A 25,290-nucleotide genomic window follows, 5' to 3' on the forward strand; every position below is an offset into this window, starting at 1 on the left:
GCCCGTCGGGCGGGCCCGCGCTCCGTGTACGGCCCCAGGGGCGTCAGACGGCGATGAGCACCTTGAGCGCGGTGCGCGCGTCCATCGCCTTGTAGCCGGCGGCGACGTCGTCAAGCCCCACCCTCAGGTCGAAGACGGGCGACGGGTCGATCGTGCCGTTCAGGACGTCGGGAAGCAGCTCGGGCAGGTAGGCGCGGGCCGGCGCGACGCCGCCGCGCAGGGCGATGTTCCGCGAGAACATGTGGCCCAGGTCGAGACCGGTGGCGCTGCCGTGCGGCACACCGACGTAGCCGATCGTGCCGCCGTCCCGGGTGATCTTCACGGAGGTCAGCATGGACTGCTCGGTGCCGACCGCCTCGATCACGGAGTGCGCTCCCTGCCCGCCGGTCAGCTCCCGTACGGCCTCCACCGCCGCGTCGCCCCGCTCGGCCACGACGTCGGTGGCGCCGAAGCTCCTGGCGATGTCCGTACGGGCCTGGTGGCGCCCCAGAGCGATGATCCGCTCGGCGCCGAGCCGCTTGGCGGCCAGCACGCCGCACAGCCCGACCGCGCCGTCCCCGACGACGGCGACCGTGGAGCCGGGCCGCACCCCGGCCCCGACGGCGGCGTGGTGGCCGGTGCCCATCACGTCGGAGAGCGCGAGCAGCGCGGTCAGCAGCCGGTCGTCGGAGGCCGCGTCCGCGGGGAGCTTGACGAGCGTGCCGTCGGCGTGGGGCACCCGTACCGCCTCGCCCTGTCCGCCGTCGGAACCGGCCTGTCCCCAGATGCCACCCTGGGCGCAGGAGGTCTGGATCCCGTCGTGGCAGAACTCACAGACACCGTCGGACCAGGCGAAGGGCGCGACGACAAGATCGCCGGACGCGAATCCGCCCACGTCGGAGCCGGTCTCCTCGATCACGCCGAGGAATTCGTGGCCTATCCGCTGCGAGGGCCCGGTGGGCCCCTCGCCCCGGTACGGCCACAGGTCGCTGCCGCAGATGCAGGAGCGCAGGACCCGTACCACCGCGTCGGTGGACTGCTGGATCACGGGGTCCGCGACCTGCTCGACACGGATGTCGCCGGGTGCGTGAATGACGGTGGCGCGCATGTGGGGGGTCCTTTTCCTGGCATCGCGGGAGTGGCCTGAAGGCAATTGGTTGGTACGACCATCCAATGGCCGACCGTCCACCGTAAGCCCACCCGTGGGGTCGGACGCAAACGAGCCGCCCGGCGCCCGCCGAAGGCCGTACGTGCCACGGCTGTCCCCCGAACACGGCGAAGGCGTGTCCCGGGCAGACCCGGAACACGCCCACTGCTGTCAGAACCGCATCGCCGCCGCTCGGCCGCCTCAGGCCGCCAGCAGCGCCTTCGCGGCCGTGATCACCGGCACACCCACCTCGCCGACCAGCGCCGCGATGCCGGAGATGCGCTGCACCAGGCCGCGCCGCCGCTCCGGAGACGTCTCCTCGGCGATCGAGTCGGCCGCCGCGTCCACCTCGGCCCGGTCCTTCTCGTCCAGGTGCAGGCGCAGCTTCTCGATCTCCTTCAGGAGGGCCTCCACCGCGGGCCCTCCCGCGGTCGCGCCGACGGTCTTGCCGCCGGCCACGATGTCACCGGAACCGGTGTGCTCGGCCTTGCCGATGCTGCCCGCGCCGTACTGCTGGATCTGGTCGCCGCTCATGATCCCCCGATGTTCCCGCTGCCGCTGTGACCGGCCTTGCCGATGCTGCCCTTGCCGTACTGCTGGATGAGGTCGCCCTGCACCGCGTGTGCCACGTTGATGACCGTCTGCGCGATGTCCGGGTTGCCGATCGCCTTGGTGACCTCGTGGATCAGCCGGTGGATCTCCTCCTGCTCCGTGGACCAGATGGCGTCGTGCTGGGTGCCGGCGGTGTTCAGGACCAGGCCGTACACCGTGGGCCTCTGCAGGACGGAGACCAACTTCCAGATCAGAAACGCCTCGACGACGAAAAAGACGATGGTTCCCACGGTGTCGGCCACAGCCGCGAGAATGCCGCCCAGGATCAACCAGCCGATGGTCCGGAGGATGAATTTCCTCCACGCGGCGCCCTTGTCGACGGTCCGGTGTCTCAGTCCGACGTGGGAAATGTTGCGCAGCGGATACGCCTCACCCCACACCCACAACACGCCTTCATTGATTCTTACTTGAGCCGCCACAAGACCCCCGTCTACTACTGAACGCTGAGGTAAGGAGGGTAGCGAAGCCGATCCGGACACGCGACGGAAAACAGCCCATTCGTTACCCGTGGATCCTGCGGCGAGCCGGCCCGGGTCGAAGTTCCGCTGATCGGCTCCCAACTCGGCGCGGGGGACGGCGTCTACACCCCCGCCGCCCCCAGCAACGCCCCCGCCCCGTACGTCACTCCCATCGCCAGCGCTCCCCCGCCCACGTTCCGCAGCAGAGCGGGAACGACCGCCGCCGAGCCCAGGCGGGCGCTGCCCCAGCCCGTCAGGGCCAGGGCCGCCAGGACCGACAGGACCGTGATCCAGAGCCGCAGGGACGCGGGTGGGAGCACCATCGCCAGCAGCGGGAGCAGCGCGCCCGCCGTGAAGGCGAGGAAACTGGCGCCCGCCGCGTGCCAGGGGTTGGTGAGGGCGTCCGGGTCGATTCCCAGTTCCACGCTCGCGTGGGCGCGCAACGCGTCGCGGCGGGTGAGCTGTTCCGCGGCTTCCCTCGCCACCTCCTGCGAGAGTCCGCGGTCCGCCAGCATGTTCGTCAGTTCGTCGAGTTCGGCCCTCGGCTGCTCGCGCAGTTCCCGTTTCTCGACCTCCAGCGCCGCCTTCTCCGAGTCGCGCTGGGTGGAGACCGATACGTACTCCCCGGCCGCCATCGACATCGATCCGGCCAGCAGCCCGGCCAGCCCCGCCGTGAGCAGGGTGCCGCGCGCGCCCGTGGCGCCCGCCACCCCGACGACGATTCCCGCCGTGGAGACGATGCCGTCGTTCGCGCCGAGGACAGCCGCGCGCAGCCAGTTGAGGCGAGTGCCCAAAGCATCGCCGTGGGGCTCGTCGTGAGGTTCGCCGCGAGATCCGTCGTGAGGTCCGTCGCCGGGGTCGCCGTGCGGTGTGGTGTCGGTCACCCGGTCAAGGTCTCACCCCGACCCGTCACGGCGGGTGGATCGACCCGCCCGTCAAGCGCCCTGACGGGGCAACGGCTGACCGGGCAACAGCACTGTCGGTCGTGGCCCGTATTCTCTGTGACCATGCTTGACGACCAGACGCAGACGACTTCAGCGGCATGGCCGACCGCCTACCCACAGGGGTACGCGGTCGTTGACGTCGAGACCTCCGGTCTCGCCCGCGACGACCGCATAATCTCCGCTGCCGTCTACCGCCTGGACGCCCTCGGCAATGTCGAGGACCACTGGTACACCCTCGTCAACCCGGAGCGCGATCCGGGGCCCGTGTGGATCCACGGTCTGACGAGCGAGGTGCTGGAGAGCGCGCCGCTCTTCCCCGAGGTGGCGGAGGAGCTGGCCGCGCGGCTGGACGGGCGGGTGCTCGTGGCGCACAACGCGATCTTCGACTGGTCGATGATCGCCCGGGAGTACGCGCGTGCGGGGCGCGCCGCGCCCACCCGGCAGCGGCTGTGCACCATCGCGCTCTCCAAGGAGCTGAACCTGCCGCTGCCCAACCACAAGCTGGAGTCGCTCGCCGCGCACTTCGGTGTCGTACAGGAGCGCGCGCACCACGCGCTGGACGACGCGCGCGTGCTGGCCGAGGCGTTCCGGCCGAGTCTGCACGCGGCGGCCGGGAGCGGCGTACGGCTGCCGCTGCTGGAGTGCCGGCCGCTGACCGAGTGGTCGGACGCCCCGTCGCGGCCCCGGGTCGGTTATCAGCCGTCCTCCCGTCAGGCGAGTCAGGGGAGCTGGCGGCCTTCACGGAAGCGGCCCGCCTGTCCTTATCCGAATCCGGGGCGGTACGAGCCGGGCGGGACGCTGACGCAGGGGATGCGGGTGGCGTTCTCGGGTGACACGTCGGTCGACCGGGAGCTGCTGGAGGACCGGGCGGTGGAGGCGGGGCTGCATGTGGCGACGAGTGTGTCCCGGCTGACCAGTCTGCTGGTGACGAACGATCCGGGGTCCTCGACGTCGAAGACGGTCAAGGCGGCGTCGTTCGGCACACCGGTCGTCGACGAGGCGGCCTTCACGCAGCTCCTGCGGGACGTGACGCGCGCCGGTGGTCCGACGGGGAGGACGGCCGCGCGCGGCGCCGGTCCGGCCCGTGGCGCCGTACCGGTGGAGCACTCCGTACCGCCGGGCCGTCCCGTACCCGCGCAGGAGTCGGCCCCCGGACTTTTTCCCGCGGACGGGTGACCAGACGGGTGAATTGACGCGCGACTCGCCACCGCCCCGCTCGCGCCCCGGCCCCGGGCGCTCCACTCTGTGGCGCATGGCACGTTGTGAGGTCTGCGGAAACGACTACGGCATGTCGTTCGAGGTGCACGCGCAGGGCGTGGTGCACGTCTTCGACTGTTTCGCGTGCGCCATCCACCGGATGGCGCCGATCTGCGAGCACTGCCGGGTCCAGGTCATCGGGCAGGGCGTCGAGGTGGACGGTCACTGGTTCTGCGGCGGTCACTGCGCCCGCGCCGACGGCCGGGTGGGCATCGTCGACCGCGTCTGAGGCGTCCCCATCCCCACCCCCGGGTCGGGCCGCCGGGACCCGCCGGGTACCGTCGAAGGCGTGTACCGCTTCCTGTTGTCCCGGCAATGGGTGATCCTCACCCTCCTTGCCCTCGCGCTCATCCCCGCGATGATCGAGCTGGGCTTCTGGCAGTTGCACCGCCACGAGCACAAGGTGGCCCAGAACGCGCTGATCTCGGCCAACCTCGCGGCGAAGCCCGTACCGGTCACGGAGCTGACGTCCCCCGGGCACACCGTCCCGCGCTCCGACTACTGGCGCGGTGTCACCGTCACCGGCACGTTCGACCCCGCGCACGAGGTCGTCGTACGGCGCAGGACCTCCAACGACGACCGTGTCGGCTACCACGTCCTGACCCCGCTGGTCATGCGGGACGGCCGGGTGGTCGTCGTCAACCGTGGCTGGATCCCGGCCAACGGCGACCAGCACGCCTTCCCGGCCATCCCCGCCCCGCCGAAGGGCGAGGTCACCATCGCCGGCCGGCTGAAGGCCGACGAGACCTCGGCGGTCACCGGCATCCGGGACGTGGGGGATCTGCCGCCCCGGCAGGTCATGCTGATCAACAGCGGTCAGCAGCAGGAGTCCCTGGGCCGTACGGTCCTCGGCGGCTACGTCGAGCTGACCTCCCCCGCGCCGGAGGACGGCAGCCCGCAGCCGATCCGGAACCCCGACGACAGTTCGATCGGCCCCCACATGGCGTACGCCGTCCAGTGGTGGCTTTTCGTGGCCGCCGTGCCGGTGGGCTGGGGGATCCTCGTACGGAACGAGAGGCGCGACCGTCTCGCCGCCGCTGCCGCGAAGGCCGCCACGGAAGAGGACGCCGACTCCGAGCCCGAACCGGAGCCGGCACACGCCTGACCTCCGGCCCCGGCGCGTCATCCCCCTGCCCCATCCTTCTGCTTAGCGCGGCCGTCGTACGGGAAAAAGCCCTGGCGTGACCCAACGCATCGAGGATTACGCACTCATCGGCGATCTCCAGACCGCCGCCCTGGTCGGCAGGAACGGCTCCATCGACTGGCTGTGCCTTCCTCGCTTCGACTCGGCGGCCTGCTTCGCCGCGCTGCTCGGCGCCGAGGACAACGGTCACTGGCGGCTCGCCCCCGCCGGGGCCAGGACCTGCACCCGGCGGGGCTATGCGGGTGAGTCGCTGGTGCTGGAAACGGTGTGGGAGACCAGGACCGGCACCGTCAAGGTCACCGACTTCATGCCGCAGCGCGAGAAGGCCCCCGACATCGTGCGGATCGTCGAGGGCGTCAGCGGCGAGGTCGAGATGCAGGCGACCCTCCGGCTGCGCTTCGACTACGGCTCCGTGGTGCCGTGGATGCGGCGGGCGGACGGCCACCGGGTCGCGGTCGCGGGGCCCGACTCCGTCTGGCTGCGCAGCGAGCCCCCGGTGAAGACCTGGGGGCAGCACTTCAGCACCTGTTCGTCGTTCACGGTCGGGCCGGGCGAGAAGGTGGCGTTCGTCCTCACCTGGCACCCCTCCCACGAGCCGCGCCCGGAGCGCGTCGATCCGTACGACGCGCTGGCGCACAGCCTGGAGGACTGGGAGGACTGGGCGGCGCGCTGCCGCTACCGGGGCCCGCACCGCGCGGCCGTCATGCGCTCGCTCATCACGCTCAAGGCGCTCACGTACGGCCCGACGGGCGGCATCGTCGCCGCGCTCACCACGTCCCTTCCGGAGGAGATGGGCGGCGTACGCAACTGGGACTACCGCTACTGCTGGCTGCGCGACTCCACCCTGGTGCTGGGGGCACTGGTCTCCGTCGGCTATCTGGAGGAGGCGGCGGCCTGGCGCGACTGGCTGCTGCGCGCGGTGGCCGGCGATCCGGCCGATCTTCAGATCATGTACGGGCTCGGCGGCGAGCGCAGGCTCCCGGAGAGCGAGCTGCCGTGGCTGAGCGGGTACGCGGGTTCCACCCCGGTCCGTACCGGCAACGGCGCGGTCGACCAGCTCCAGCTCGACGTGTACGGGGAGGTCATCGACTCCCTCAACGTGGCGCGTACGGCCGGGCTCGCCTCGAAGCCGCACGCCTGGAACCTCCAGCTCAGCCTGCTGGGCTTCCTGGAGTCGAAGTGGCGGGAGCCGGACGAGGGGCTGTGGGAGGTACGGGGGCCGCGCCGGCACTTCGTGCACTCCAAGGTGATGGCGTGGGTCGCCGCCGACCGCGCCGTACGGACCCTGGAGGAGGAGCCCTCGCTCCACGGCGACGTACGGCGGTGGCGGGCGATGCGGGACGAGGTGCACCGGGAGGTGTGCGAGAAGGGGTACGACCCGGTGCGGAACACCTTCACCCAGTCGTACGGCTCGACGGAGCTGGACGCCGCGACGCTGCTCATCCCGCGCGTGGGCTTTCTGCCGCCGGACGACCCGCGGGTGATCGGCACGGTCGACGCCGTACGGGCCGAGCTGGGGCAGGGCGGCCTCCTGCGGCGCTACAGCGCGACCGGGTCGTCGGTGGACGGGCTGCCGGGCGATGAGGGAACGTTTCTGGTGTGCTCCTTCTGGCTGGCCGACGCGCTCCACCTCACGGGGCGTACGGGGGAGGCCGAGGAGCTGTTCCACCGGCTGCTCGCGCTGCGCAACGATGTCGGGCTGCTCGCGGAGGAGTACGACCCGGTGACGCGGCGCCAGCTCGGCAACTACCCGCAGGCGTTCAGCCACATCGGCCTGGTGGTGACGGCGCTGACGTTCGCCGGGGTGACGGCGGGGATGGAGCCGGACCCGCGCGCCATGGACGGGCCCGGGGACGACAGCGCGGGGGGCGGCACGGCAGGATAGGGCCATGGATCTTGGACTGAAGGACCGCGTCTACGTCGTCACCGGTGGCTCGCGAGGGCTGGGCCGGGCCGCCGCCGAAGCGCTCGCGGCGGACGGCGCGAAGGTCGTCGTCTCGGGGCGCGACGAGAAGAGCATCGCCGCCGCCGCGGCGGAGATAGGGCCCGGCGCGCACGGAGTGGCCGCGGACAACGCCGACCCGGCCGTGGCGGAGCACCTGATCGCCACCGCGAAGGAGCGGTTCGGCCGCTTCGACGGCATCCTGATCAGCGTCGGCGGCCCGACCCCGGGATCGGCCGCCGACAACACGGACGAGCAGTGGCGTACGGCGTTCGAGTCGGTCTTCCTGGGCGCGGTACGGCTGGCCCGTACCGCGGCGGCCGAACTGACGGAGGGCGGGGTCGTCGGCTTCGTGCTCTCGGGCTCGGTCCACGAGCCGATCCCCGGCCTGACCATCTCCAACGGGCTGCGCCCCGGGCTCGCGGGGTTCGCGAAGTCCCTGGCGAACGAGGTCGGACCGCGCGGCATCCGGGTGCTCGGCCTGCTGCCGTCGCGGATCGACACGGACCGGGTCCGCGAACTGGACGCGCTCTCCGGCGACGCGGCGGCGGCGCGGGCGACGCAGGAGTCCCGCATTCCGCTGCGGCGGTACGGGACGCCGGAGGAGTTCGGCAGGACGGCGGCGTTCCTGCTGTCGCCCGCGGCGTCGTATCTGACGGGCGTGATGCTCCCGGTGGACGGCGGCGCGCGGCACGGTTTCTAGCACGCGAGCGGCACCCTTGCTGGGAGGGACGGGGAGGCGGGACTGGCGGGCAGGACCGACGGGCAGACGCGGCAACAGGACCTGGATCAGGGCGAGTTCGGCCATTGGCCGACCGGACTCTACCCATCGGTAACCCTTGGCTGCCACGATGTGCGCGACCCATCGGCCCCACCCCTCACCCAAGGAGACCGATATGGCGGCACTCGGCCTGCTCAGAACCCTCACCACGACCGCGGTTCTCACCACGGCGCTCGCGGCGGGGACCGCCCTTCCCGCCCTGGCCGCGCCCGCCGCCCCGGCGGCCACCCCGGTCACCCCGGCCGCTCCGGCCACCGCGGCGGCGGCGAAGCCCGACTACGCGACCTGGCAGGCCGACATCGCCGCCGTCATGGACCAGGCCGACTCCTACGTCGCCGGACGCCTCGCCTCGGTGCCCGCAGGACAGAAGCCCGCCATCGTCCTGGACATCGACAACACCTCGCTGGAAACCGACTACTCGTCGGCCTTCCCGACCCCGGCGATCCGGCGCACCCTCGCGCTGGCGGACTTCGCGCACGACCGGGGCGTCAAGATCTTCTTCGTGTCGGCCCGTCCTGACCTCATCCAGTCGGTCACCCAGTACAACCTGACGTCGGTCGGCTACACGGTCGACGGCCTCTACGGCCGCTCGATCGGCGACCTCTTCACCGAGGTGAGCGCGTTCAAGACGGCCCAGCGCGTGAAGATCGAGAAGAACGGCTACACGATCATCGCCAACGTCGGCAACAACACCACCGACCTGACCGGCGGCCACGCCGAACGCACCTTCAAGCTCCCGGACTACGACGGCCAGCTCTCCTGACCACCTGACCGACGTCGTCGTTGCCGGCGGAGGCCGCGCGAACGGTGAACGGTGGGGTTACGGCAGGGGCCCGGCCCCGTCCCTCAGCTCACCCGTTCCGCCCGGTGCTTCACCGCCCCCAGCCGTACCTCCGCGGGCAGCGACGCCAGCCCCGCCGAACTCCGCGCGTGCGCCAGGGACTCGTCCGACAGACGGCGCAGCGTCTCGCCCGGCCGCGCGTGCGGGTCCAGGAGGAGGTGGACGCGGGCCGAGGGGCCGGTGCGCCGGCCCGTGAGGCGCACGGTCGCGCGGGCCACGCCGTCCAGGGACTCCGCGTCGTCCGCGACGACGTTCTCCAGCGCCCGGCCGCGCAGCACCGCGCCCTCGCCGTCCCCGCTGCCGACCAGGACCTCCGGCAGCCGGGCGCGGCGCAGTTGGGACAGCAGCCACCACAGCATCAGGACGACGAGGACCGCGAGGGCGGCGATGACCACGGGCCACCACCAGCCGTCGTCCCGGTAGCGCAGCCGGTTCGCGCGGCTCAGCAGGACGCTCCTCGGTCCGGCGTACGGCCACCAGGACGGCACCGGCAGCCCCGTGCCCGCCGCGAGGACGATCCCGCCCCCGCAGAGCAGGACCAGGCCGATGAGAGCGAGCAGTACCCGGTTGACCAGGCGGATCATCCCGTCACCCCTTCCTCGCGGGCCGGTGGACCCGTACCGTCACGGCGGGCCGCCGGTCGAGGCCCAGTTCACCGGCACCGTCGCCCAGCGCCCGCTCCAGGTCGGCCCGTACCTCGTCGAGTGCGCGGAAGTGCGCGGCGGCGTTCACCTTCGCGCGGGAGCGCCGCAGCCGTACGCGCGCGGACCGGACGCCGGAGACCTCCATGGCCCGGTCCCGCAGCGCCAGTTCGGCGGCGTCGCGGTCGAGCCCGGCGCGTACCGGTACGGACTCCCGCCGCATGGGCAGCAGCCGGCGCAGCCCCGGGGTGAGGGCGAGGGCGAGCAGCCACAGGCCGAGGGCCGTGGCGACGGCGGCGGCCACGAGGATCCACACCTCGTCCAGCGGCCGGCGGGCCAGTTGGTCGGCGAGCGCGCGGCGCCAGTACATGGCCCGGTGGCCGGCGCGTACCGCGGCGATGTCGTACAGCAGCAGCCCGGTCGCGCCGAGCAGGATCAGCGCGGCCGGCCCGGCGGGGACACGACGGGCGGACCAGAAGCGCCGGGCGCGCGCCACACCGCCGCTGCCGTCATCGGCGGCGTTGTCGAGTGTGGGTCTGCGCCCGTGGCCGGCGCCCGCGTCCACGTCGTCCGGTTCACGTAGGCCGCCCCTGTCGTCACCCCCGTCCACGTCCCGGTACGTGGACCGGTGCCCCTCGGGCGCGGGCTCCTCCGTCATCGGATCCTCCCCTGCGCCGCGAGGCGCGACCGGTCGGAGTGCAGTCGCTCGACCCGCACGTCCACCTCGGGCACCTCCATCCCCACCAGCGTTCTCACCCGGTGGACGACCTGCCGTCGCACCGCACCGCACTGGGTGCCGAGGTCGGAGGGGTACTCCAGCTCGACACCGACCCGTACCCACGCGCTGTCGTGGCGCACCGTCACGAAGGCATGTGGCGGAGCGCCGCCTTCCGGTACGCGGTCGAGCGCTTCCCTGGCCGCCTGCGCGGCGATCTTCGCGACGACCCGGTCGGCGATCGTGGTCGCTCCTCGTCCGGCCGCCGCCACCCGGTCACCGGCCATCCGGCGTCACCGCCGCCGGCCGTCGCGGTCGCGGGGGCGGAAGAAATCGCCGGGCTCCAGATCGCCGTCGACGAACTTCCCCGCCACAAAACCGACCGCGCCCAGCACGGCCACCACCACAAAAGCTCCGAAACCACCGAAGTAACCGGCGAATCCGAGCACCATTCCGGCCACCAGGCCGACCGCCGCCATACTCATCGTGCACTCCTCTTCCGCTGCTCGCGCCGGGCCCCCGGCGACTCCGTACGACGACGCACCCGCCGGCCGCTACTGGAGCCGCGACTCCTGGTCGTCGTCGTCCTCCTCGTCGGGGAGCTTCACGTCGCTGACCGCGATGTTGACCTCGACGACATCGAGGCCCGTCATCCGCTCGACCGCGGCCACCACGTTCTCCCTGACGGCGGCGGCGACCGCGGTGATCGACACGCCGTAGTCGACGACGATCTCCAGATCGATCGCCGTCTGCACCTCCCCGACCTCGGCCTTCACCCCGCGGCTGACGGACCTGCCGCCGCCGGGGACCCTGTCCCGTACGGCGCCGAAGGTACGGGCGGCCCCGCTGCCCATGGCGTGCACGCCGAGGACGTCCCTGGCGGCGAGGCCCGCGATCTTCTCCACGACGCCGTCGGCGATGGTCGTACGGCCGCGCGAGGCCGGGGGTCCGCCGCCGCGCCTCGTGACGGGGCTGGCTCCCCCCTTCTCGTCGGCCCGACTGCGGGGTGCGGTGTCTGACATCGCCACTCATCCCTTTCCGCGCGGTGATTTGACTCCTTTGCTCACATTAGGTGCGCTTGCCCCGCACCGCGCCGTGAATGCGGCAGGGTGGAGGAATGACGACTGGGCGCGGTACCGAGGGATGGACGGCGGCCGTACGGCATCGGCTCGCCCTGGGCAGGCTGCTCGCGCTGGGCGACGCGGCCGACGGAGCGTGGCTGGCCGAACGGGCCGCGACGGCGGAGCTGCGGCGGGCCGCGGCGGCCGTGCCGGGGGCCGTGCTCGGCGAGGTACGGATCGCTCTGGCCGACCCGGACGGGGCAGGGGCCCCGGAGGTACCGCCGCCGCCCGGCGCGCAGCCGCCGGGGCCGCTGCGGATCGACGGGGAGTTCGCGGCGGCGCCGGGCGAGCCGCTGCCCGCGCTGGCGGACCGGCTGCGCGGGGCGCTGTTCGCCTGCGCGACGGACGGGCTGGGGCTGCGGGTGGCCGAGGTCGATCTGCGGGTGACGGCGCTGCTGGACACGGCGGCGCGATCACCGGCGCCCGCTGGGCCGGTCGGGCGAGACGCCGTGGAGCCGGAGGGCGCGGTGGGTACCGCGGCGGCGGCCGTCCCCGGGGTCGCGCATCTGACCAGGACTCTGGGCGGCGCGGTGGTGGGAACGGTGGCGGCCGACGGCGGCGTGGAGCACGTACGGGTGGAGCTGGCGACGGCGGCGGGGCATCACCCGCTGGAAGTGGCGCGGGCGGTGCGCGCGCGGCTCGCCCGGCTCGCGGAGGCGCCGCGGACGGTGGCCGTGCTGGTGACGGCGGTGGAGGCCCCGGCGGGCGGGGCGGAACGCGGGAGCGCGCGGCGTACGGCGCGGAGTTGAACCGTGCGGAGTTGAACCGTGCGCCCGTCAGAGCACGGGTCCGGCGCGCACGCGCCCCAGGCCTCCGGCCCGGGGCGCCCGTACACCCGCGCACCTGGGCGCGCGTCAGGCCCGTACGCCCGTCAGTCCCCCAGGCCGGCCAGGTCGCGCAGTCGGCGCCCCTGCGCCGCGCGCTCGGCGGTGCGCTGGGCCTCGAAGGAGCGGCCCGAGGCGCCCTGGAGCAGGGCCTTGGTCTCGATCAGCGCGTCCCTGGGCGCGGCGAGCAGCGCCGCCGCCAGGTCCTGGGCCGCGGCGTCGAGTTCTTCGGGGTCCACCACCAGGTTGGCGAGTCCGGTGCGTCCCGCCTCCTCGGCGTGGACGAAGCGGCCCGTGGCGCAGATCTCCAGCGCGCGGCCGTAGCCGACGAGCCCCACCAGCGGATGGGTGCCGGTGAGGTCGGGGACGAGGCCCAGGCTGGTCTCGCGCATGGCGAACTGCGCGTCCGACGCGACGACCCGCAGGTCACAGGAGAGGGCGAGCTGGAAGCCCGCCCCGATCGCGTGTCCCTGGACGGCCGCGATGGACACGATGTCGCTGCGGCGCAGCCAGACGAAGCCGTCCTGGTACGCGGCGATGGCCGCGTCCAGCTCCGTGTCGGAGCCGCGGGCGAGATCGGTGAAGGATGGCTCGCCGTCGAACCCCTCGGGGGCGAACGCCTGCCGGTCGAGCCCCGCGGAGAAGGATTTCCCCTCTCCACGCAGCACCACGACCCGCACGCTGCCCGGCAGTGACCTTCCGGCTTCTGCCAACGCCCGCCACAGAGCGGGAGACTGGGCGTTGCGCTTGGCCGGAAGGGTCAGTGTCACCGTGGCAACCGCGTCCTCGACGGTGAGCCGTATGCCGTCCTTGTCGAGTACTGGTGCGAGCGAAGTCATGGGGTGCCTCCGGTTCGGGCAGTCGGACTCAACGTCTAAGTGACTGCACAGTAACCACCTGGGCGATCGCGCGATCGCCCAGGGTGGCCACTCTCCGAACCGGCGACAGGGAGGAGCCGCGTCCGGCCGTCAGGCCGATGCGGCCTTCTTGCCTCGCGTGGCCCCGCCGCGTCCCCGCAGCGTGACTCCGGACTCGCTGAGCATCCGGTGGACGAATCCATAGGAACGGCCGGTTTCCTCGGCCAGTGCCCGGATACTCGCACCACTGTCGTATTTCTTCTTCAGGTCTGCCGCGAGCTTGTCGCGCGCGGCGCCGGTTACCCGGCTGCCCTTCTTCAGAGTCTCGGCCACCCGTGCCTCCTCGTGGGAAGTGCGCTCTGGACTTCTCATGATCACCCCTCGCGGGCGTCCTGGCCACCCATTCAGCAAGGTCCGTACGACAAGCTTCGGCGTACTTCAACCTTCCAGCACGAACGGAATGCCCTGTTCCAGAGCCGTCGTGATCGGGCTCCGACCTGGGCCGGGCGAGAAGTGCCAGGTCAGGGCCGTTCCGATGGTGCGGGTGCGGATGATGTACGTGAGGAGGCGATCCGTCGGGTACCACGCCGGGAGTACGAGACGCGGTCACTCAGATGGTGGATCACTGCTGAGCCGAATGATCCAGACGGAGTGGATCACGCTGGACGATCACCCCGTCGGCGGGGCGGCGCAGGGCGTGTCAGGACCCACCCCGCGCCGGGACCCGCCACGTGCCGGACCGCGTCAGGCGAGCGCGACCAGGTCCGCGTAGTCCGCGCCCCACAGGTCCTCGACGCCGTCCGGCAGCAGGATGATCCGCTCCGGCTCCAGCGCGTGGACGGCGCCCTCGTCGTGGGTGACGAGGATGACCGCGCCCTTGTACGTACGCAGCGCGCCCAGGATCTCCTCACGGCTGGCCGGGTCGAGGTTGTTCGTCGGCTCGTCCAGCAGCAGCACGTTGGCGGAGGAGACGACCAGGGTGGCGAGCGCCAGCCGGGTCTTCTCGCCGCCGGAGAGCACCCCGGCGGGCTTGTCGACGTCGTCGCCGGAGAAGAGGAAGGACCCGAGCGTCTTGCGGACGTCGACCAGATCGAGGTCGGGCGCCGATGAGCGCATGTTCTCCAGGACGGAGCGCTCCGGGTCGAGGGTCTCGTGCTCCTGGGCGTAGTAGCCCAGCTTGAGGCCGTGGCCGGGGGTCACCTGCCCGGTGTCCGGCGTCTCGACCCCGGCCAGCAGACGCAGCAGCGTGGTCTTGCCGGCGCCGTTGAGGCCGAGGATGACGACCCGGGAGCCCTTGTCGATGGCGAGATCCACGTCCGTGAAGATCTCCAGCGAGCCGTACGACTTCGACAGGCCCTCGGCGGTGAGCGGTGTCTTGCCGCAGGGGGCGGGCTCGGGGAAGCGCAGCTTGGCGACCTTGTCGGACTGGCGCACCTGCTCCAGTCCTGAGAGCAGCCGCTCGGCGCGGCGGGCCATGTTCTGCGCGGCGACCGTCTTGGTGGCCTTGGCGCGCATCTTGTCGGCCTGCGAGTTCAGCGTCGCGGCCTTCTTCTCGGCGTTGGCGCGCTCGCGCTTGCGGCGCTTCTCGTCCGACTCGCGCTGCTGCTGGTAGAGCTTCCAGCCCATGTTGTAGACATCGATCTGCGCGCGGTTGGCGTCCAGGTAGAACACCTTGTTGACGACCGTCTCGACCAGGTCGACGTCGTGGGAGATCACGATGAAGCCGCCGCGGTAGGTCTTGAGGTAGTCGCGCAGCCAGACGATGGAGTCCGCGTCGAGGTGGTTGGTGGGCTCGTCGAGGAGCAGGGTGTCGGCGTCCGAGAAGAGGATGCGGGCCAGCTCGACGCGGCGGCGCTGACCGCCGGAGAGCGTGTGGAGGGGCTGGCCGAGCACCCGGTCGGGCAGGCCGAGCGCGGCGGCGATGGTGGCGGCCTCGGCCTCGGCGGCGTAACCGCCCTTGGTGAGGAACTCGGTCTCCAGACGCTCGTACCGCTTCATCGCCTTCTCGCGGGTGGCGCCCTGTCCGTTCGCCATCCGGTCCTCGTTCTCGCGCATCTTCTTCAGTACGGAGTCGAGGTCGCGGGCGGAGAGGACGCGGTCGCGGGCGAGGATGTCGAGGTCGCCGGTGCGTGGGTCCTGCGGGAGGTAGCCGACCTCGCCGGAGCGGGTGATGGTGCCGGCGGCGGGGATCCCCTCGCCCGCGAGGCACTTGGTGAGGGTCGTCTTGCCGGCGCCGTTGCGCCCGACGAGACCGATGCGGTCACCCTTGGCGATACGGAACGAGGCGGACTCGATGAGGACACGGGCGCCGGCGCGCAGCTCTACGCCGGTTGCGGTGATCACGGAAAGACTCCAGGGCGGTATGGACGGCGGAAGAGGGCAGGCGGAGGGATTCTTCGACGCCGGCTAATGCACAAGGAGAAATGCCATACGGCCCAGTCTAGCCGGGCTGCGCAACTGCTTTGACTGGGCGGGCCCCGGGACGGCGGCCCCCGGGCGGCGGACCGGGGCCGGGGGCCGGGCGTCGGTATCCTCCGTCCCGCGCCGGACCTCACCGGCGCGGGAGCGAGAGTGGTGGGGCATGCGGTTCGACGACGACGCGGGACTGGACACGTCGGAGGTCCAGGACGCGCGCGGCAGCCGGATTCCGGGGGGCGGGCTCGCGGTGGGTGGCGGGGCGGCCGGTCTCGTGGTCCTGCTGATCGCCCTCTTCCTCGGGGTCGGCCCGGAGCAGCTCGGTCTGTCGTCGGACGGTTCGGGCGGCTCGGCGGGGTCGGCGCAGGGCGCGGGCGCCTCGTCGGGGACGGGGACGGACGAGGCGTGCCGGACGGGGCGGGACGCCAACACGCGGGAGGACTGCCGGATCGTCGCGGTGGTCAACAGCGTGCAGGACTTCTGGGCGGCCGAGTACGAGCGGCGCGGTGAGCGCTACACGAAGGCGCGGACGCGGCTGTTCACTGGGCGTACGGACACGGCGTGCGGGTCCGCGACCTCCGCGGTCGGCCCGTTCTACTGCCCGGCCGATCAGCAGGCGTACATGGATCTCGGGTTCTTCGAAGAGCTGAGGACGAAGTTCGGCGCGAGTGGCGGGCCGTTCGCGCAGGCGTACGTGGTGGCCCACGAGTACGGCCACCACGTGCAGCACCTGATGGGCACGCTGGCCAGGTCCCAGGACGGCCGGCAGGGCCCGGACAGCAACGCGGTGAAGGTGGAGCTCCAGGCGGACTGCTACGCGGGGGTCTGGGCGCACCACGCGACGACCACGCCCGCCGGGTCCTCGGGGCGTCCGCTGCTCACGAAGCTGACCGACGAGGACATCACGGACGGCCTCGACGCGGCGGCGGCCGTCGGCGACGACCGGATCCAGGAGCGGTTCCAGGGCCGGGTCACCCCGGAGTCCTGGACGCACGGCTCGGCGGCGCAGCGGCAGGAGTGGTTCCGTACGGGGTACGCGTCGGGTGACGTGGCGCGGTGCGACACGTTCCGCTGAGCCCCGCCCACGGCGCGCGGTCCGGCGCCCCTCCCGGTCGCGGGGGGGGGCGCCGGGTGCGTCAGGATCCGCCGGTGTGCACCTGGAAGGCGGCCCTGCGTACGGCCTTGGCCAGGGCCGGGTCGGGGTGTGCGGCGGCCAGGGCCACCAGCACCTGGACGGTACGGGGGTGACCCAGGGCCCTGACCTCGGCGAGGAGTGCGGGCACGCTGCCCTGGACGGCGGATTCCAGGTGCCGGACCAGCAGATCGCTCTCGCCGTGGTCCGCGACGGCCGCCGCCGTGTCGACCCACAGCCAGGTCGACTCCTCCCGGGTCAGCACCTCCGAGGCGTCCTCGGGGTCGGCGCCCTCGTACTCCGCCAGCCAGAGGAGCGCGTAGGGGCGCAGGGAGGTGTCGTGGGCCGCGGCCCGTACGTCGGCCTCCGCGGGGGCGCCGACCACGCGCAGCGCCTCGAAGGCGAGCCCGCGCAGGAGGGCGTCCTCGCCCCGGGCGACGGTGAGGAGTTCGGTGACGGCGCTGCCGACGGTACGGGCGGCGAGCCAGGCCCGGTACTCGGCGCGGGCCGGGCCCGGGGTGAGCCGGGCGCAGCCGCGCAGCATGTGCTCCGCGGACTGCTCGATGTTGCCCGCGGGGCTCTGGGCGGCGACGCAGATCTGTTCGAGCTTGACCCAGACCGCCCAGTTGCCGAGCGGGGTGAGGGTGGCCTGGCCCTCGCCCCGGGTGAGGGCGCCGACGGCGGCCAGACCGTCCAGGGCCCAGTCCAGCAGCGGGGGCAGCAGGGCCTCGTCGACCGGGTCGGCGGCGGCCGGCGGCTCGGTGGAGGTGGGGGCCGGGGCGGGCTGCGGGCCGTAGGGGACCTCGCACCGTCCCTCGTGCAGCTCGGCGACCCGCTGCTGGAGCAGGTCGAGCAGGGTCGGCACCAGCACGGGCCCGGCCGAGAGCTGGAGGAGGGAGAGCACCTGGGGGACGGCCTCGATGACCTCGGCGACCGTCGCGGGGGCGATGTCGGCGGGGCCGGGGTGGACGAGCGACCAGGCGTCGAAGAGCGCGACCCAGCCGCGCTGGACGGCGCTGTCGTCGCGGTCCCAGGCCTTGAGGCGCCAGCCGGGGCGGACGGTGCCGTCGTGCAGTTCGACGAGGCCGGCCAGCCGGGCCCGGTCCCAGGCCGCGCTCACCTGCTCCGGGGTCAACTCCAGGGCTGTGGCGGCCCGTTCGCGCGCCGCCTCGGTGAGGGGGCCCGCGCCGGGGTCCCGGTCGACGGCGGCCCAGCGGGCCACGCGGGCCGCGTCGGCGAGCACGGCCCTCGCCTGCCGGGCCAGCTCCGCCTGGGGCGGAGTTCCCTGGGGCGGCCGGGGGGCCGGCCGGCCGCGCCCCTCGGTCACCGCCCGCCGGGCCGTGGCCAACGGCGCCGCGCGGACGAGTCGGAGTGTGGAGTTGCGCGCCAATTGCTCATCAGGCTTTCGGGACGTCACGGGGGCAGTCTTCCCGGTGACTGCCCGAAAGCCCAAACGGAACCCCTTTCGGCGGTACCGGAACGGCGGAAGTGGCCCCTTGTGCGCAGCGGTCTCACCGGTGCGGAGGAGGCGGCGTACGACTGTTCGGGGAGGTGGGGAGGGCGGCGGTCCGGGGCGGGCCGGCGGATGGCGCGGTGCGCGCGGGGGCGCGAAGGCGGCGCAAGGAGTCCAAGCGGAGGCGCGCCGGGGCGGCCCGGCGGCACCCGTGTCCGCGCCGTGCCCGCCGGGCCGGGGCACGCGGCCAGGACCCGGGTGCGGGCACAGGGTGCGGGACGGGCGACGGGTACGGGCGCAGGACGCGGAAGGAGGCGAGAGCACAGGGCCGCGCGAGGTGCGGGAGGGGAGGCGGGCGCGGAGGCGCCGGGGCGGCCCTGCGGCACCCGCGTCCGCGCCGTACCGCCCGGACCCGCGTCCGCGCCGCAACGCGTCCGCGTCCGCGCCGTGTCGCCCGGAGCCGGGCGGTACGGCGCGGGGCGCCGGTGCTACATGAGCGGGGTGAGGAAGCGGCGGAGCGTCTCCTCGTACCCGTCGGGATCCGCGTTCCACATCGCGGCGTGCGGGGCGTGCGGGACGGTGTGGAGGGCGATCAGCCCCGGCCGGTGGGCGGCGAGTTCGCGCGAGGGGTTCCAGGACGCGATGGTGTCGTCGGGGCCGTGGAAGATCAGCGTCGGTACGTGCAGATTGCGCGGGTCGGCGGCTTCCAGCAGCCGGTCGCCGTGCAGCCCCGTCCGGCCCTGGGCCGCCCGCACGGCGAGCGGCAGCAGGGGCCCGGGGATCCGGCGGGCGGTGGCCAGGGCCCGCAGGGTGGCCTCCCAGTCCAGCACCGGCGAGTCGAGTACGAGTCCGGCGATGCGCTCGCTGAGGGCGGAGTTCGCGGCGGCGTGCAGGGCCATCGAGGCGCCGGTGGACCAGCCGTGCAGGACCACGCGCTCGGCGCCCAGCCGGACCGCGTGGCGGATCGCCGCGTCGAGGTCGCGCCACTCGGAGTCGCCGAGGTGGCCGAGGCCGTCCGGGGAGCGGGGCGCGCCGGGGTCGCCCCGGTAGGCGAGGTCGAGGACGGGCAGGCGCTGGGCCGCGAGGAATTCCATCACGTTCAGGGGGTGCTCGCGGGTGGTGCCGAGACCGTGCACGGTGATCACCCAGGTGCCCCGCGGCCCCGGCACGAACCACGCGGGCAGCGAGCCGAGTTCCCCCGGGATCCACATGTCCTGGTGGGCGAGGCCCAGTGCGGTGCCGGGGTCCCCGCTGTGCACCTGTGGGGTGAGCCGTACGCGCCTGCCCGGGACGAGGGCGCCGCGGGTGACCCGTACCAGCCGGCGCACCACGGTGTCGGCCGGGTGCGGCACGCCGTCCAGGACCGGTCCGACGACGGCGTGCACGCCGGGTCCCTCGATCCCGTACGTTCCGGGGCGCAGGGAGGCGAGCGAGCGGGTCAGGGTGACCTGTCCGGCGGCCGTGGCGTGCACGGTGATCTTCGGGTCGCTGGGCAGGGGCCGCCCCGGCGGTGCCTTGAGCGCGGCATCGCTGGCGTACCGGCCGGCCGCGACCGCAGCCGCGCCGACCCCGAGCACTGTGGTGACGGCCGCTGCCGTCGCTGTAGCCGGGCGCACGCTCCCAGTGTCTCCACCCGCGCCGGACCCGGCCAGCGGGCGGGGGCCGTCGGGGGCGGCGGGCTGGCCCCGCCCCACTCGGCCTCACGGCGGGGTCAGCCCCGCTGGCCGTAGCCGCGCAGCTTCTCCCCCACCTCCCGCACCTGTTCCTCCGACAGCAGCGAGGGACGGTGTCCCGGCACCGCACTGGCCGTGAGCCACAGGCGGCACATCCATTCGAGCTGGGCGGTGCGGTCGTACGCCTGGGCGAGGGTGTCGCCGTACGCCACCGTTCCGTGGTTCCGCAGCAGGCAGGCCGTACGGTCCACCAGGGCCTCGCCCATCCCGCGGGCCAGCTCCTCCGAGCCGTACAGCGCGTACGGGGCGACGCGGACGGGGCCGCCGAGGGCCGCCGCCATGTAATGGATCAAGGGGAGTTCGGTGACCAGGGTGGAGACCGCGGTGGCGTGCACGGCGTGGGTGTGGACCACGGCGGTCGCGGGCGTGTCGCGGTAGACGGCCAGGTGCAGGGGGAGTTCACTGGTGGGCGTGAGAGTGCCGAGGACCTGCCGTCCGGCGAGGTCGACCGCGATCGCGTCGCCGGGTGCGAGCCGGTCGTACGGGACTCCGCTCGGGGTGACGAGGACCAGCTCGCCGACCCGGACGGAGACATTGCCGGAGGTGCCGACGACCAGCCCCTCCGCGGCCGTTCTGCGGGCGGTGTCGACCAGCTCCGCCCAGGCCCGTTCCAGGGCGCCCCGCCCGACCGCCGATTCGCCCTGCCCGCCGGTCCGTTCACCGTGTTCGCCGGTCCGCTCATCCGTCATACGCCGATCCTGCCAGGCGTCGCGGACATCTCCACCGGGTGGGTCACCGTGCGGACCCACCCAGTTCATCTTCCGTTCACCCTGACTCCCTACGTTCACCGTGGCCACCGACGTCGAACGATTGCCTGGGTCCTGGGTCAATGGAACACATCACGCTGCTGCTCGCGATTGTGATCGTGACAGCTCTCGTGTTCGATTTCACGAACGGTTTCCACGACACCGCCAACGCGATGGCGACGACCATCTCGACCGGCGCTCTGAAGCCCAAGGTCGCGGTGGGTATGTCCGCGGTCCTGAATCTCGTCGGCGCGTTCCTGTCCGTCGAGGTCGCCAAGACGATCTCCGGCGGGCTCATCAACGAACAGGGCATCAGAACAGAAGTGATCTTCGCGGCGCTCGTCGGCGCCATCCTGTGGAATCTCTTCACATGGCTGCTCGGACTCCCGTCCAGCTCCTCCCACGCGCTCTTCGGCGGGCTGATCGGCGCCACCCTGATGTCCGTCGGCGCCTCCGGCGTCAACGGCGGCGTCGTCGTCACCAAGGTCCTGATCCCCGCGCTCGCCGCCCCCGTGGTCGCCGGCCTCGCCGCCCTGCTGGCGACGAAGCTGACGTACCGGATCGGCCGCGCCACGGACGACAAGGCCACCGCCAAGGGCTACCGGGTCGGGCAGATCGCCTCCGCCGGGCTCGTCTCCCTCGCCCACGGCACCAACGACGCGCAGAAGACCATGGGCGTCATCACGCTCGCCCTGGTCACCGGCGGTGTCCTCGCCCCCGGCTCCAACCCGCCCCTGTGGGTCATCGTCTCCGCGGGCATCGCGATCGCGCTCGGCACGTACCTCGGCGGCTGGCGCATCATCCGCACCATGGGCACCGGCCTCACCGACCTCCAGCCGCAGCAGGGCTTCGCCGCCCAGACCAGCGCCGCGACGGTCATCCTGGCCTCCTCGCACCTGGGCTTCTCGCTCTCCACCACACAGTCCTGCTCCGGCGCCGTGATGGGCGCGGGGCTCGGCCGCAAGGGCGGGGTGGTGCGCTGGTCCACGGCGACCCGGATGTTCGTCGCCTGGGGGCTCACGCTGCCGGCCGCGGGGCTGGTCGCCGCCGGCGCCGAGTTCCTGACCGGCCAGGGCGCCTGGGGCATCGTCGTCGTCGCGGTCCTGCTGGTCGCCGGTTCCGCCGGGATCTGGCTCGCCTCGCGCCGCCGTCCGGTCGACCACACCAACGTCACCGCCGAGCCCGCCGCCGGCACGGGCCTCACCGCCGAGCCGGCCGGAGTGGTGACCACCGCCATCGCGGCCGTCACCCCGCCTCCCCCGGCGGGCGCCGCCGGCCAGGACCTCTCGACCACCATCCCGGCCCCCGCGGCCACCGCCCCGGACCAGGCCGAACCGGCCCGCCCCGCCACGGTGTAAGGAAGCGACCCTATGAACATCGACTGGGCAGCACTCGGCTCCGTCTTCGGCGTCAGCCTGGTGGCGACCGTCGCCCTCGTGGGCCTCTTCACCCTGGGCATCGTGGGCCTCGCCAAGCGGGGATCCACGGCGGCACCGGGCCCGGCCGGAACCTCGGCCGCCGCCTCCACACCCGCCACCGGACCCGCGCCGCTCGCGGCCCGCGCCGGCGCCTACCTGTGCTTCGCGCTCTGCGTCGGGGCCGTCGCGTACGGGATCAGCCTCATCGTGGCCTGACCCCGACCGCGGTCCGCACAGGAGCCCCGCATCGGCCGACCGGTCCGATGTGGGGCTCCGCACACTGTCCCGTCGCAGGTCAAGGATGAGTTGACGGGTGTTGCGGAGCGTGGTGGACTTCCGGGGCCATTGACGACGGCAGCAGAGGAAGCCGGTGCGAATCCGGCGCGGTCCCGCCACTGTCACTGTGAGCCTCGCCTCCAGGAGCCAGGAACTCTCGCCGTCGCACTACGAACGTCGAACCGGGGCGCGGACCCTGAGTGAGGACACTTCGCCATGCCTGGCTGCGGTTCCGCCGCGCGCGGCGGCTCAGCCGCCCCTGCCGCCGAGCGGGTCTTCGCGTACGGCGCCGCCCTCGGCCTCCTGGGCGACCGGCTGTTCGGCGATCCGCGCCGGGGGCATCCGGTGGCCGCCTTCGGCCGGGCCGCGGGGGCCGTCGAGCGCGCGCTGTGGCGCGACCACCGAGGCTGGGGCGCGCTGCACACCATGGTCTGCGCCGGAGGCGCCGCCGGGGCCGCGGCACTGGCCGCCGCCGGGGTACGCCGTCACCCCGCCGCCTCCGTGGCGCTGACCGCGGCGGCCACCTGGGCCGTGGTCGGGGGCGCCTCGCTGGGCCGCGAGGCGCGGGCCGTCGGCGCGGCGCTGGCCGCCGGGGACCTCGAAGGCGCCCGGGAACGTCTGCCGAACCTGTGCGGCCGTGATCCGTACTCCCTGGACGAGGCGCAGATCGCGCGCGCCGTCGTGGAGTCCGTCGCCGAGAACACCTCCGACGCCGTCGTGGGCGCGCTGGTGTGGGGCGCGGTCGCCGGGGCGCCGGGGCTCGTCGGGTTCCGCGCCGTGAACACGCTGGACGCGATGGTGGGTCACAAGAGCGACCGTTACCGCCGGTTCGGCTGGGCGTCGGCCCGTCTCGACGACGTCGTGGGGTGGCCGGGGGCCCGGCTGACCGCCGCGCTGGCCGTCGTCGCCGGGGAGGACGGGCGCGGCGCGCTGCGGGCCGTACGGCGGGACGCGCACCGGCACCCGAGCCCCAACGCGGGCCCCGTGGAGGCGTCGTTCGCCGGGGCGCTGGGCGTACGGCTCGGCGGGACGCTCGCGTACGGCGGGCGCGTGGAGCACCGCCCCGTCCTGAACGGCACGGGACGCCCGGTCGGGGTCCCGGACATCGAGCGCGCCGTACGGCTGGCCCGCCGGGTCAACGTGCTCGCCCTCGCGGCCTGCGTCACGGCCCGTCTCGGGTACGGCGCGGTGCGCGGGATCAGGACCACCAGGAGGCGTGGATGAGCCGGAACAGCGGGCGTGCGGGGCGCGGCGGAGGGCTGCTGATCGCCGGCACGACCTCCGACGCGGGCAAGAGCGTCGTCACGGCGGGGATCTGCCGCTGGCTGGTGCGCCGGGGCGTGAAGGTCGCGCCGTTCAAGGGCCAGAACATGTCGCTGAACTCGTTCGTGACGCGCGAGGGCGCGGAGATCGGGCGCGCCCAGGCGATGCAGGCGCAGGCCGCGCGGGTGGAGCCGACCGCGCTGATGAACCCCGTGCTGCTGAAGCCGGGCAGCGACCGCAGCAGCCAGGTGGTGCTGATGGGCAAGCCGGTCGGGGAGCTGAGTGCCCGTGGATTCTTCGGGGGGTCCGGGGGGCCGGCCCCCGGGAAGGCGCTGCACGGCGGCCGGCAGGAGGCGCTGCTCGGGCCCGTGCTGGAGTGCCTGGAGGAGCTGCGGTCCACGTACGACGCCGTGATCTGCGAGGGCGCGGGCAGCCCGGCCGAGATCAATCTGCGCCGCACCGACATCGTGAACATGGGTATCGCGCGGGCCGCGCGGCTGCCGGTGGTCGTGGTCGGGGACATCGACAGGGGCGGGGTCTTCGCCTCCTTCTTCGGGACGACCGCGCTGCTGAGCCCGGAGGACCAGGCGCTGGTCGCGGGGTATCTCGTCAACAAGTTCCGGGGCGATGTCTCGCTGCTGGAGCCGGGGCTCGACATGCTGCGCGGGCTGACCGGGCGGGCCACGCTCGGGGTGCTGCCCTTCCGGCACGGTCTGGGGATCGACGAGGAGGACGGGCTGCGGGTCTCGCTGCGCGGCGCCGTGCGCGAGTCGGTGGTGGCTCCCCCGTACGGCGAGGACGTGCTGCGGGTCGCGGTCTGCGCCGTACCGCTCATGTCGAACTTCACCGATGTGGACGCGCTGGCGGCGGAGCCCGGGGTCGTGGTGCGGTTCGTGGACCGTCCCGAGGAGCTGGCCGACGCGGACCTGGTGATCGTGCCGGGCACGCGCGGCACGGTGCGGGCGCTGGCGTGGCTGCGGGAGCGCGGGCTGGCCGACGCGCTGGCCCTGCGGGCCGCCGAGGGCCGCCCCGTGCTGGGCATCTGCGGCGGCTACCAGATCCTCGGCGAGCGGATCGACGACGAGGTGGAGTCCCGGGCGGGCTCGGTGGCCGGGCTCGGACTGCTGCCCGTACGGGTCAGGTTCGAGCGGGAGAAGACCCTCGCGCGGCCGGCCGGGGTGGCCCTCGGCGAGCGGGTCGAGGGGTACGAGATCCATCACGGCGTCGCGGACGTGCGCGGCGGGGACGCCTTCGTCACGGATCCGGAGGGGCGGGCCCTGGACGGCTGCCGGTCCGGGGCCGTCCAGGGCACGCACTGGCACGGGGCGCTGGAGAGCGACGCGTTCCGGCGGCGGTTCCTGACGGAGGTGGCGCGGGCGGCGGGCCGGCGGTTCGTGCCCGCGCCCGGAACGAGCTTCGGCGCACTGCGCGAGGAACAGCTCGACCTGCTCGCGGACCTCGTCGAGGAGCACGCGGACACGGCCGCGCTGCTGCGCCTGATCGAGGAGGGCGCCCCTGCCGGGCTGCCGTTCATCCCTCCGGGGGCCCCGTGAGCACCGTGGAACGCCGCCCGGTCATCGATGCGTCATTC

At 73.4% G+C, this 25,290-nt stretch carries 27 protein-coding genes and 1 riboswitch; of the genes, 12 read left to right on the top strand and 15 right to left on the bottom strand.

What is annotated here, in order from left to right; genetic code table 11:
- Positions 1-43 precede the first annotated feature (43 nt).
- The 4 genes from ACFXPL_RS31405 to ACFXPL_RS31420 all read right to left on the bottom strand — a co-directional run bounded on the left by ACFXPL_RS31405 (position 44) and on the right by ACFXPL_RS31420 (position 2,990).
- Positions 44-1,087 carry a zinc-dependent alcohol dehydrogenase family protein gene (locus tag ACFXPL_RS31405; RefSeq protein WP_384925988.1) on the bottom strand — a complete coding sequence of 348 codons (1,044 nt, stop codon included), beginning with the start codon at positions 1,085-1,087 and terminating at the stop codon, positions 44-46.
- A 240-nt stretch (positions 1,088-1,327) separates the two neighbouring features.
- Positions 1,328-1,660: a hypothetical protein gene (locus ACFXPL_RS31410; protein ID WP_384925990.1), complete on the bottom strand. Its 333-nt coding sequence runs from the start codon at positions 1,658-1,660 to the stop codon at positions 1,328-1,330.
- Positions 1,657-2,217 carry a DUF6232 family protein gene (locus ACFXPL_RS31415; protein WP_384925992.1) on the bottom strand — a complete coding sequence of 187 codons (561 nt, stop codon included), beginning with the start codon at positions 2,215-2,217 and terminating at the stop codon, positions 1,657-1,659. The genes ACFXPL_RS31410 and ACFXPL_RS31415 overlap by 4 nt, the downstream gene beginning before the upstream one ends.
- A gap of 101 nt (positions 2,218-2,318) precedes the next feature.
- The gene (locus ACFXPL_RS31420) at positions 2,319-2,990 is read right to left on the bottom strand and encodes a VIT family protein (RefSeq protein WP_384925994.1); all 672 of its coding nucleotides are present in this window, start codon (positions 2,988-2,990) and stop codon (positions 2,319-2,321) included.
- Positions 2,991-3,197: 207 nt separating this feature from the next.
- Between ACFXPL_RS31420 and ACFXPL_RS31425 the strand changes: the two genes are divergently transcribed.
- The 6 genes from ACFXPL_RS31425 (at position 3,198) to ACFXPL_RS31450 (ending at position 9,027) form a co-directional block, all read left to right on the top strand.
- Positions 3,198-4,316 carry a DEDDh family exonuclease gene (locus tag ACFXPL_RS31425; RefSeq protein ID WP_384925996.1) on the top strand — a complete coding sequence of 373 codons (1,119 nt, stop codon included), beginning with the start codon at positions 3,198-3,200 and terminating at the stop codon, positions 4,314-4,316.
- A gap of 76 nt (positions 4,317-4,392) precedes the next feature.
- Entirely contained in the window at positions 4,393-4,626 is a 234-nt protein-coding gene (locus tag ACFXPL_RS31430) for a hypothetical protein (RefSeq protein ID WP_329826260.1), read from the top strand.
- Between the two features lie 60 nt (positions 4,627-4,686).
- A complete protein-coding gene (locus tag ACFXPL_RS31435) occupies positions 4,687-5,502 on the top strand; it encodes an SURF1 family protein (protein ID WP_384925998.1) in 816 nt (271 codons plus the stop codon).
- A 76-nt stretch (positions 5,503-5,578) separates the two neighbouring features.
- The gene (locus tag ACFXPL_RS31440; protein WP_384926000.1) at positions 5,579-7,426 is read left to right on the top strand and encodes a glycoside hydrolase family 15 protein; all 1,848 of its coding nucleotides are present in this window, start codon (positions 5,579-5,581) and stop codon (positions 7,424-7,426) included.
- 4 nt (positions 7,427-7,430) lie between these two features.
- On the top strand, positions 7,431-8,186 hold the full coding sequence (locus ACFXPL_RS31445; protein ID WP_384926002.1) for an SDR family oxidoreductase: 756 nt from the start codon (positions 7,431-7,433) through the stop codon (positions 8,184-8,186).
- Positions 8,187-8,379: 193 nt separating this feature from the next.
- Complete coding sequence (locus ACFXPL_RS31450) at positions 8,380-9,027, top strand: HAD family acid phosphatase (RefSeq protein ID WP_384926004.1); 648 nt, start codon at positions 8,380-8,382, stop codon at positions 9,025-9,027.
- Positions 9,028-9,110: 83 nt separating this feature from the next.
- Here the strand turns inward: ACFXPL_RS31450 and amaP are convergent, their stop codons facing one another.
- The 5 genes from amaP to ACFXPL_RS31475 all read right to left on the bottom strand — a co-directional run bounded on the left by amaP (position 9,111) and on the right by ACFXPL_RS31475 (position 11,483).
- Entirely contained in the window at positions 9,111-9,689 is a 579-nt protein-coding gene (amaP, locus tag ACFXPL_RS31455) for an alkaline shock response membrane anchor protein AmaP (protein ID WP_384926006.1), read from the bottom strand.
- 4 nt (positions 9,690-9,693) lie between these two features.
- Positions 9,694-10,404, bottom strand: coding sequence for a DUF6286 domain-containing protein (locus tag ACFXPL_RS31460; protein ID WP_384926008.1), 711 nt, complete (start codon positions 10,402-10,404; stop codon positions 9,694-9,696).
- Positions 10,401-10,748 (bottom strand): hypothetical protein, encoded by a 348-nt coding sequence (locus ACFXPL_RS31465; RefSeq protein WP_384926010.1) that lies wholly within the window; start codon positions 10,746-10,748, stop codon positions 10,401-10,403. The genes ACFXPL_RS31460 and ACFXPL_RS31465 overlap by 4 nt, the downstream gene beginning before the upstream one ends.
- A 6-nt stretch (positions 10,749-10,754) precedes the next feature.
- Positions 10,755-10,946 (bottom strand): hypothetical protein, encoded by a 192-nt coding sequence (locus ACFXPL_RS31470; RefSeq protein ID WP_384926012.1) that lies wholly within the window; start codon positions 10,944-10,946, stop codon positions 10,755-10,757.
- A 69-nt stretch (positions 10,947-11,015) separates the two neighbouring features.
- The gene (locus ACFXPL_RS31475; protein ID WP_384926014.1) at positions 11,016-11,483 is read right to left on the bottom strand and encodes an Asp23/Gls24 family envelope stress response protein; all 468 of its coding nucleotides are present in this window, start codon (positions 11,481-11,483) and stop codon (positions 11,016-11,018) included.
- Between the two features lie 95 nt (positions 11,484-11,578).
- Between ACFXPL_RS31475 and ACFXPL_RS31480 the strand changes: the two genes are divergently transcribed.
- The gene (locus tag ACFXPL_RS31480; protein ID WP_384926016.1) at positions 11,579-12,331 is read left to right on the top strand and encodes a hypothetical protein; all 753 of its coding nucleotides are present in this window, start codon (positions 11,579-11,581) and stop codon (positions 12,329-12,331) included.
- 122 nt (positions 12,332-12,453) lie between these two features.
- Here ACFXPL_RS31480 and ACFXPL_RS31485 read toward each other — a convergent pair whose 3' ends face one another.
- The 3 genes from ACFXPL_RS31485 to ACFXPL_RS31495 all read right to left on the bottom strand — a co-directional run bounded on the left by ACFXPL_RS31485 (position 12,454) and on the right by ACFXPL_RS31495 (position 15,606).
- Positions 12,454-13,245, bottom strand: coding sequence for an enoyl-CoA hydratase/isomerase family protein (locus ACFXPL_RS31485; RefSeq protein ID WP_384926018.1), 792 nt, complete (start codon positions 13,243-13,245; stop codon positions 12,454-12,456).
- Positions 13,246-13,374: 129 nt separating this feature from the next.
- Positions 13,375-13,596 (bottom strand): helix-turn-helix domain-containing protein, encoded by a 222-nt coding sequence (locus ACFXPL_RS31490; RefSeq protein ID WP_006123601.1) that lies wholly within the window; start codon positions 13,594-13,596, stop codon positions 13,375-13,377.
- A gap of 411 nt (positions 13,597-14,007) precedes the next feature.
- Positions 14,008-15,606: an ABC-F family ATP-binding cassette domain-containing protein gene (locus tag ACFXPL_RS31495; RefSeq protein WP_384926020.1), complete on the bottom strand. Its 1,599-nt coding sequence runs from the start codon at positions 15,604-15,606 to the stop codon at positions 14,008-14,010.
- A gap of 238 nt (positions 15,607-15,844) precedes the next feature.
- Between ACFXPL_RS31495 and ACFXPL_RS31500 the strand changes: the two genes are divergently transcribed.
- The gene (locus ACFXPL_RS31500; RefSeq protein ID WP_384926022.1) at positions 15,845-16,753 is read left to right on the top strand and encodes a neutral zinc metallopeptidase; all 909 of its coding nucleotides are present in this window, start codon (positions 15,845-15,847) and stop codon (positions 16,751-16,753) included.
- Between the two features lie 61 nt (positions 16,754-16,814).
- Here ACFXPL_RS31500 and ACFXPL_RS31505 read toward each other — a convergent pair whose 3' ends face one another.
- The 3 genes from ACFXPL_RS31505 to ACFXPL_RS31515 form a co-directional block, all read right to left on the bottom strand.
- Complete coding sequence (locus ACFXPL_RS31505; protein WP_384926023.1) at positions 16,815-18,227, bottom strand: hypothetical protein; 1,413 nt, start codon at positions 18,225-18,227, stop codon at positions 16,815-16,817.
- Between the two features lie 524 nt (positions 18,228-18,751).
- Positions 18,752-19,879, bottom strand: coding sequence for an alpha/beta hydrolase (locus tag ACFXPL_RS31510; protein WP_384926025.1), 1,128 nt, complete (start codon positions 19,877-19,879; stop codon positions 18,752-18,754).
- Positions 19,880-19,974: 95 nt separating this feature from the next.
- Entirely contained in the window at positions 19,975-20,685 is a 711-nt protein-coding gene (locus ACFXPL_RS31515; protein WP_384926027.1) for a class II aldolase/adducin family protein, read from the bottom strand.
- A 140-nt stretch (positions 20,686-20,825) separates the two neighbouring features.
- Between ACFXPL_RS31515 and ACFXPL_RS31520 the strand changes: the two genes are divergently transcribed.
- The 4 genes from ACFXPL_RS31520 (at position 20,826) to ACFXPL_RS31535 (ending at position 25,252) form a co-directional block, all read left to right on the top strand.
- On the top strand, positions 20,826-22,100 hold the full coding sequence (locus ACFXPL_RS31520; protein WP_384926029.1) for an anion permease: 1,275 nt from the start codon (positions 20,826-20,828) through the stop codon (positions 22,098-22,100).
- A 12-nt stretch (positions 22,101-22,112) separates the two neighbouring features.
- On the top strand, positions 22,113-22,376 hold the full coding sequence (locus tag ACFXPL_RS31525) for a hypothetical protein (RefSeq protein ID WP_384926031.1): 264 nt from the start codon (positions 22,113-22,115) through the stop codon (positions 22,374-22,376).
- A 119-nt stretch (positions 22,377-22,495) separates the two neighbouring features.
- A riboswitch (cobalamin riboswitch) is annotated at positions 22,496-22,616 on the top strand.
- Between the two features lie 36 nt (positions 22,617-22,652).
- Positions 22,653-23,660 carry a cobalamin biosynthesis protein gene (locus ACFXPL_RS31530; RefSeq protein ID WP_384926033.1) on the top strand — a complete coding sequence of 336 codons (1,008 nt, stop codon included), beginning with the start codon at positions 22,653-22,655 and terminating at the stop codon, positions 23,658-23,660.
- Positions 23,657-25,252, top strand: a complete 1,596-nt coding sequence (locus tag ACFXPL_RS31535) for a cobyric acid synthase (RefSeq protein ID WP_384926035.1) — start codon at positions 23,657-23,659, stop codon at positions 25,250-25,252. The genes ACFXPL_RS31530 and ACFXPL_RS31535 overlap by 4 nt, the downstream gene beginning before the upstream one ends.
- Positions 25,253-25,290 lie beyond the last annotated feature (38 nt).

Source organism: Streptomyces sp. NPDC059092 (assembly GCF_042756365.1).
GTDB lineage: Bacteria > Actinomycetota > Actinomycetes > Streptomycetales > Streptomycetaceae > Streptomyces.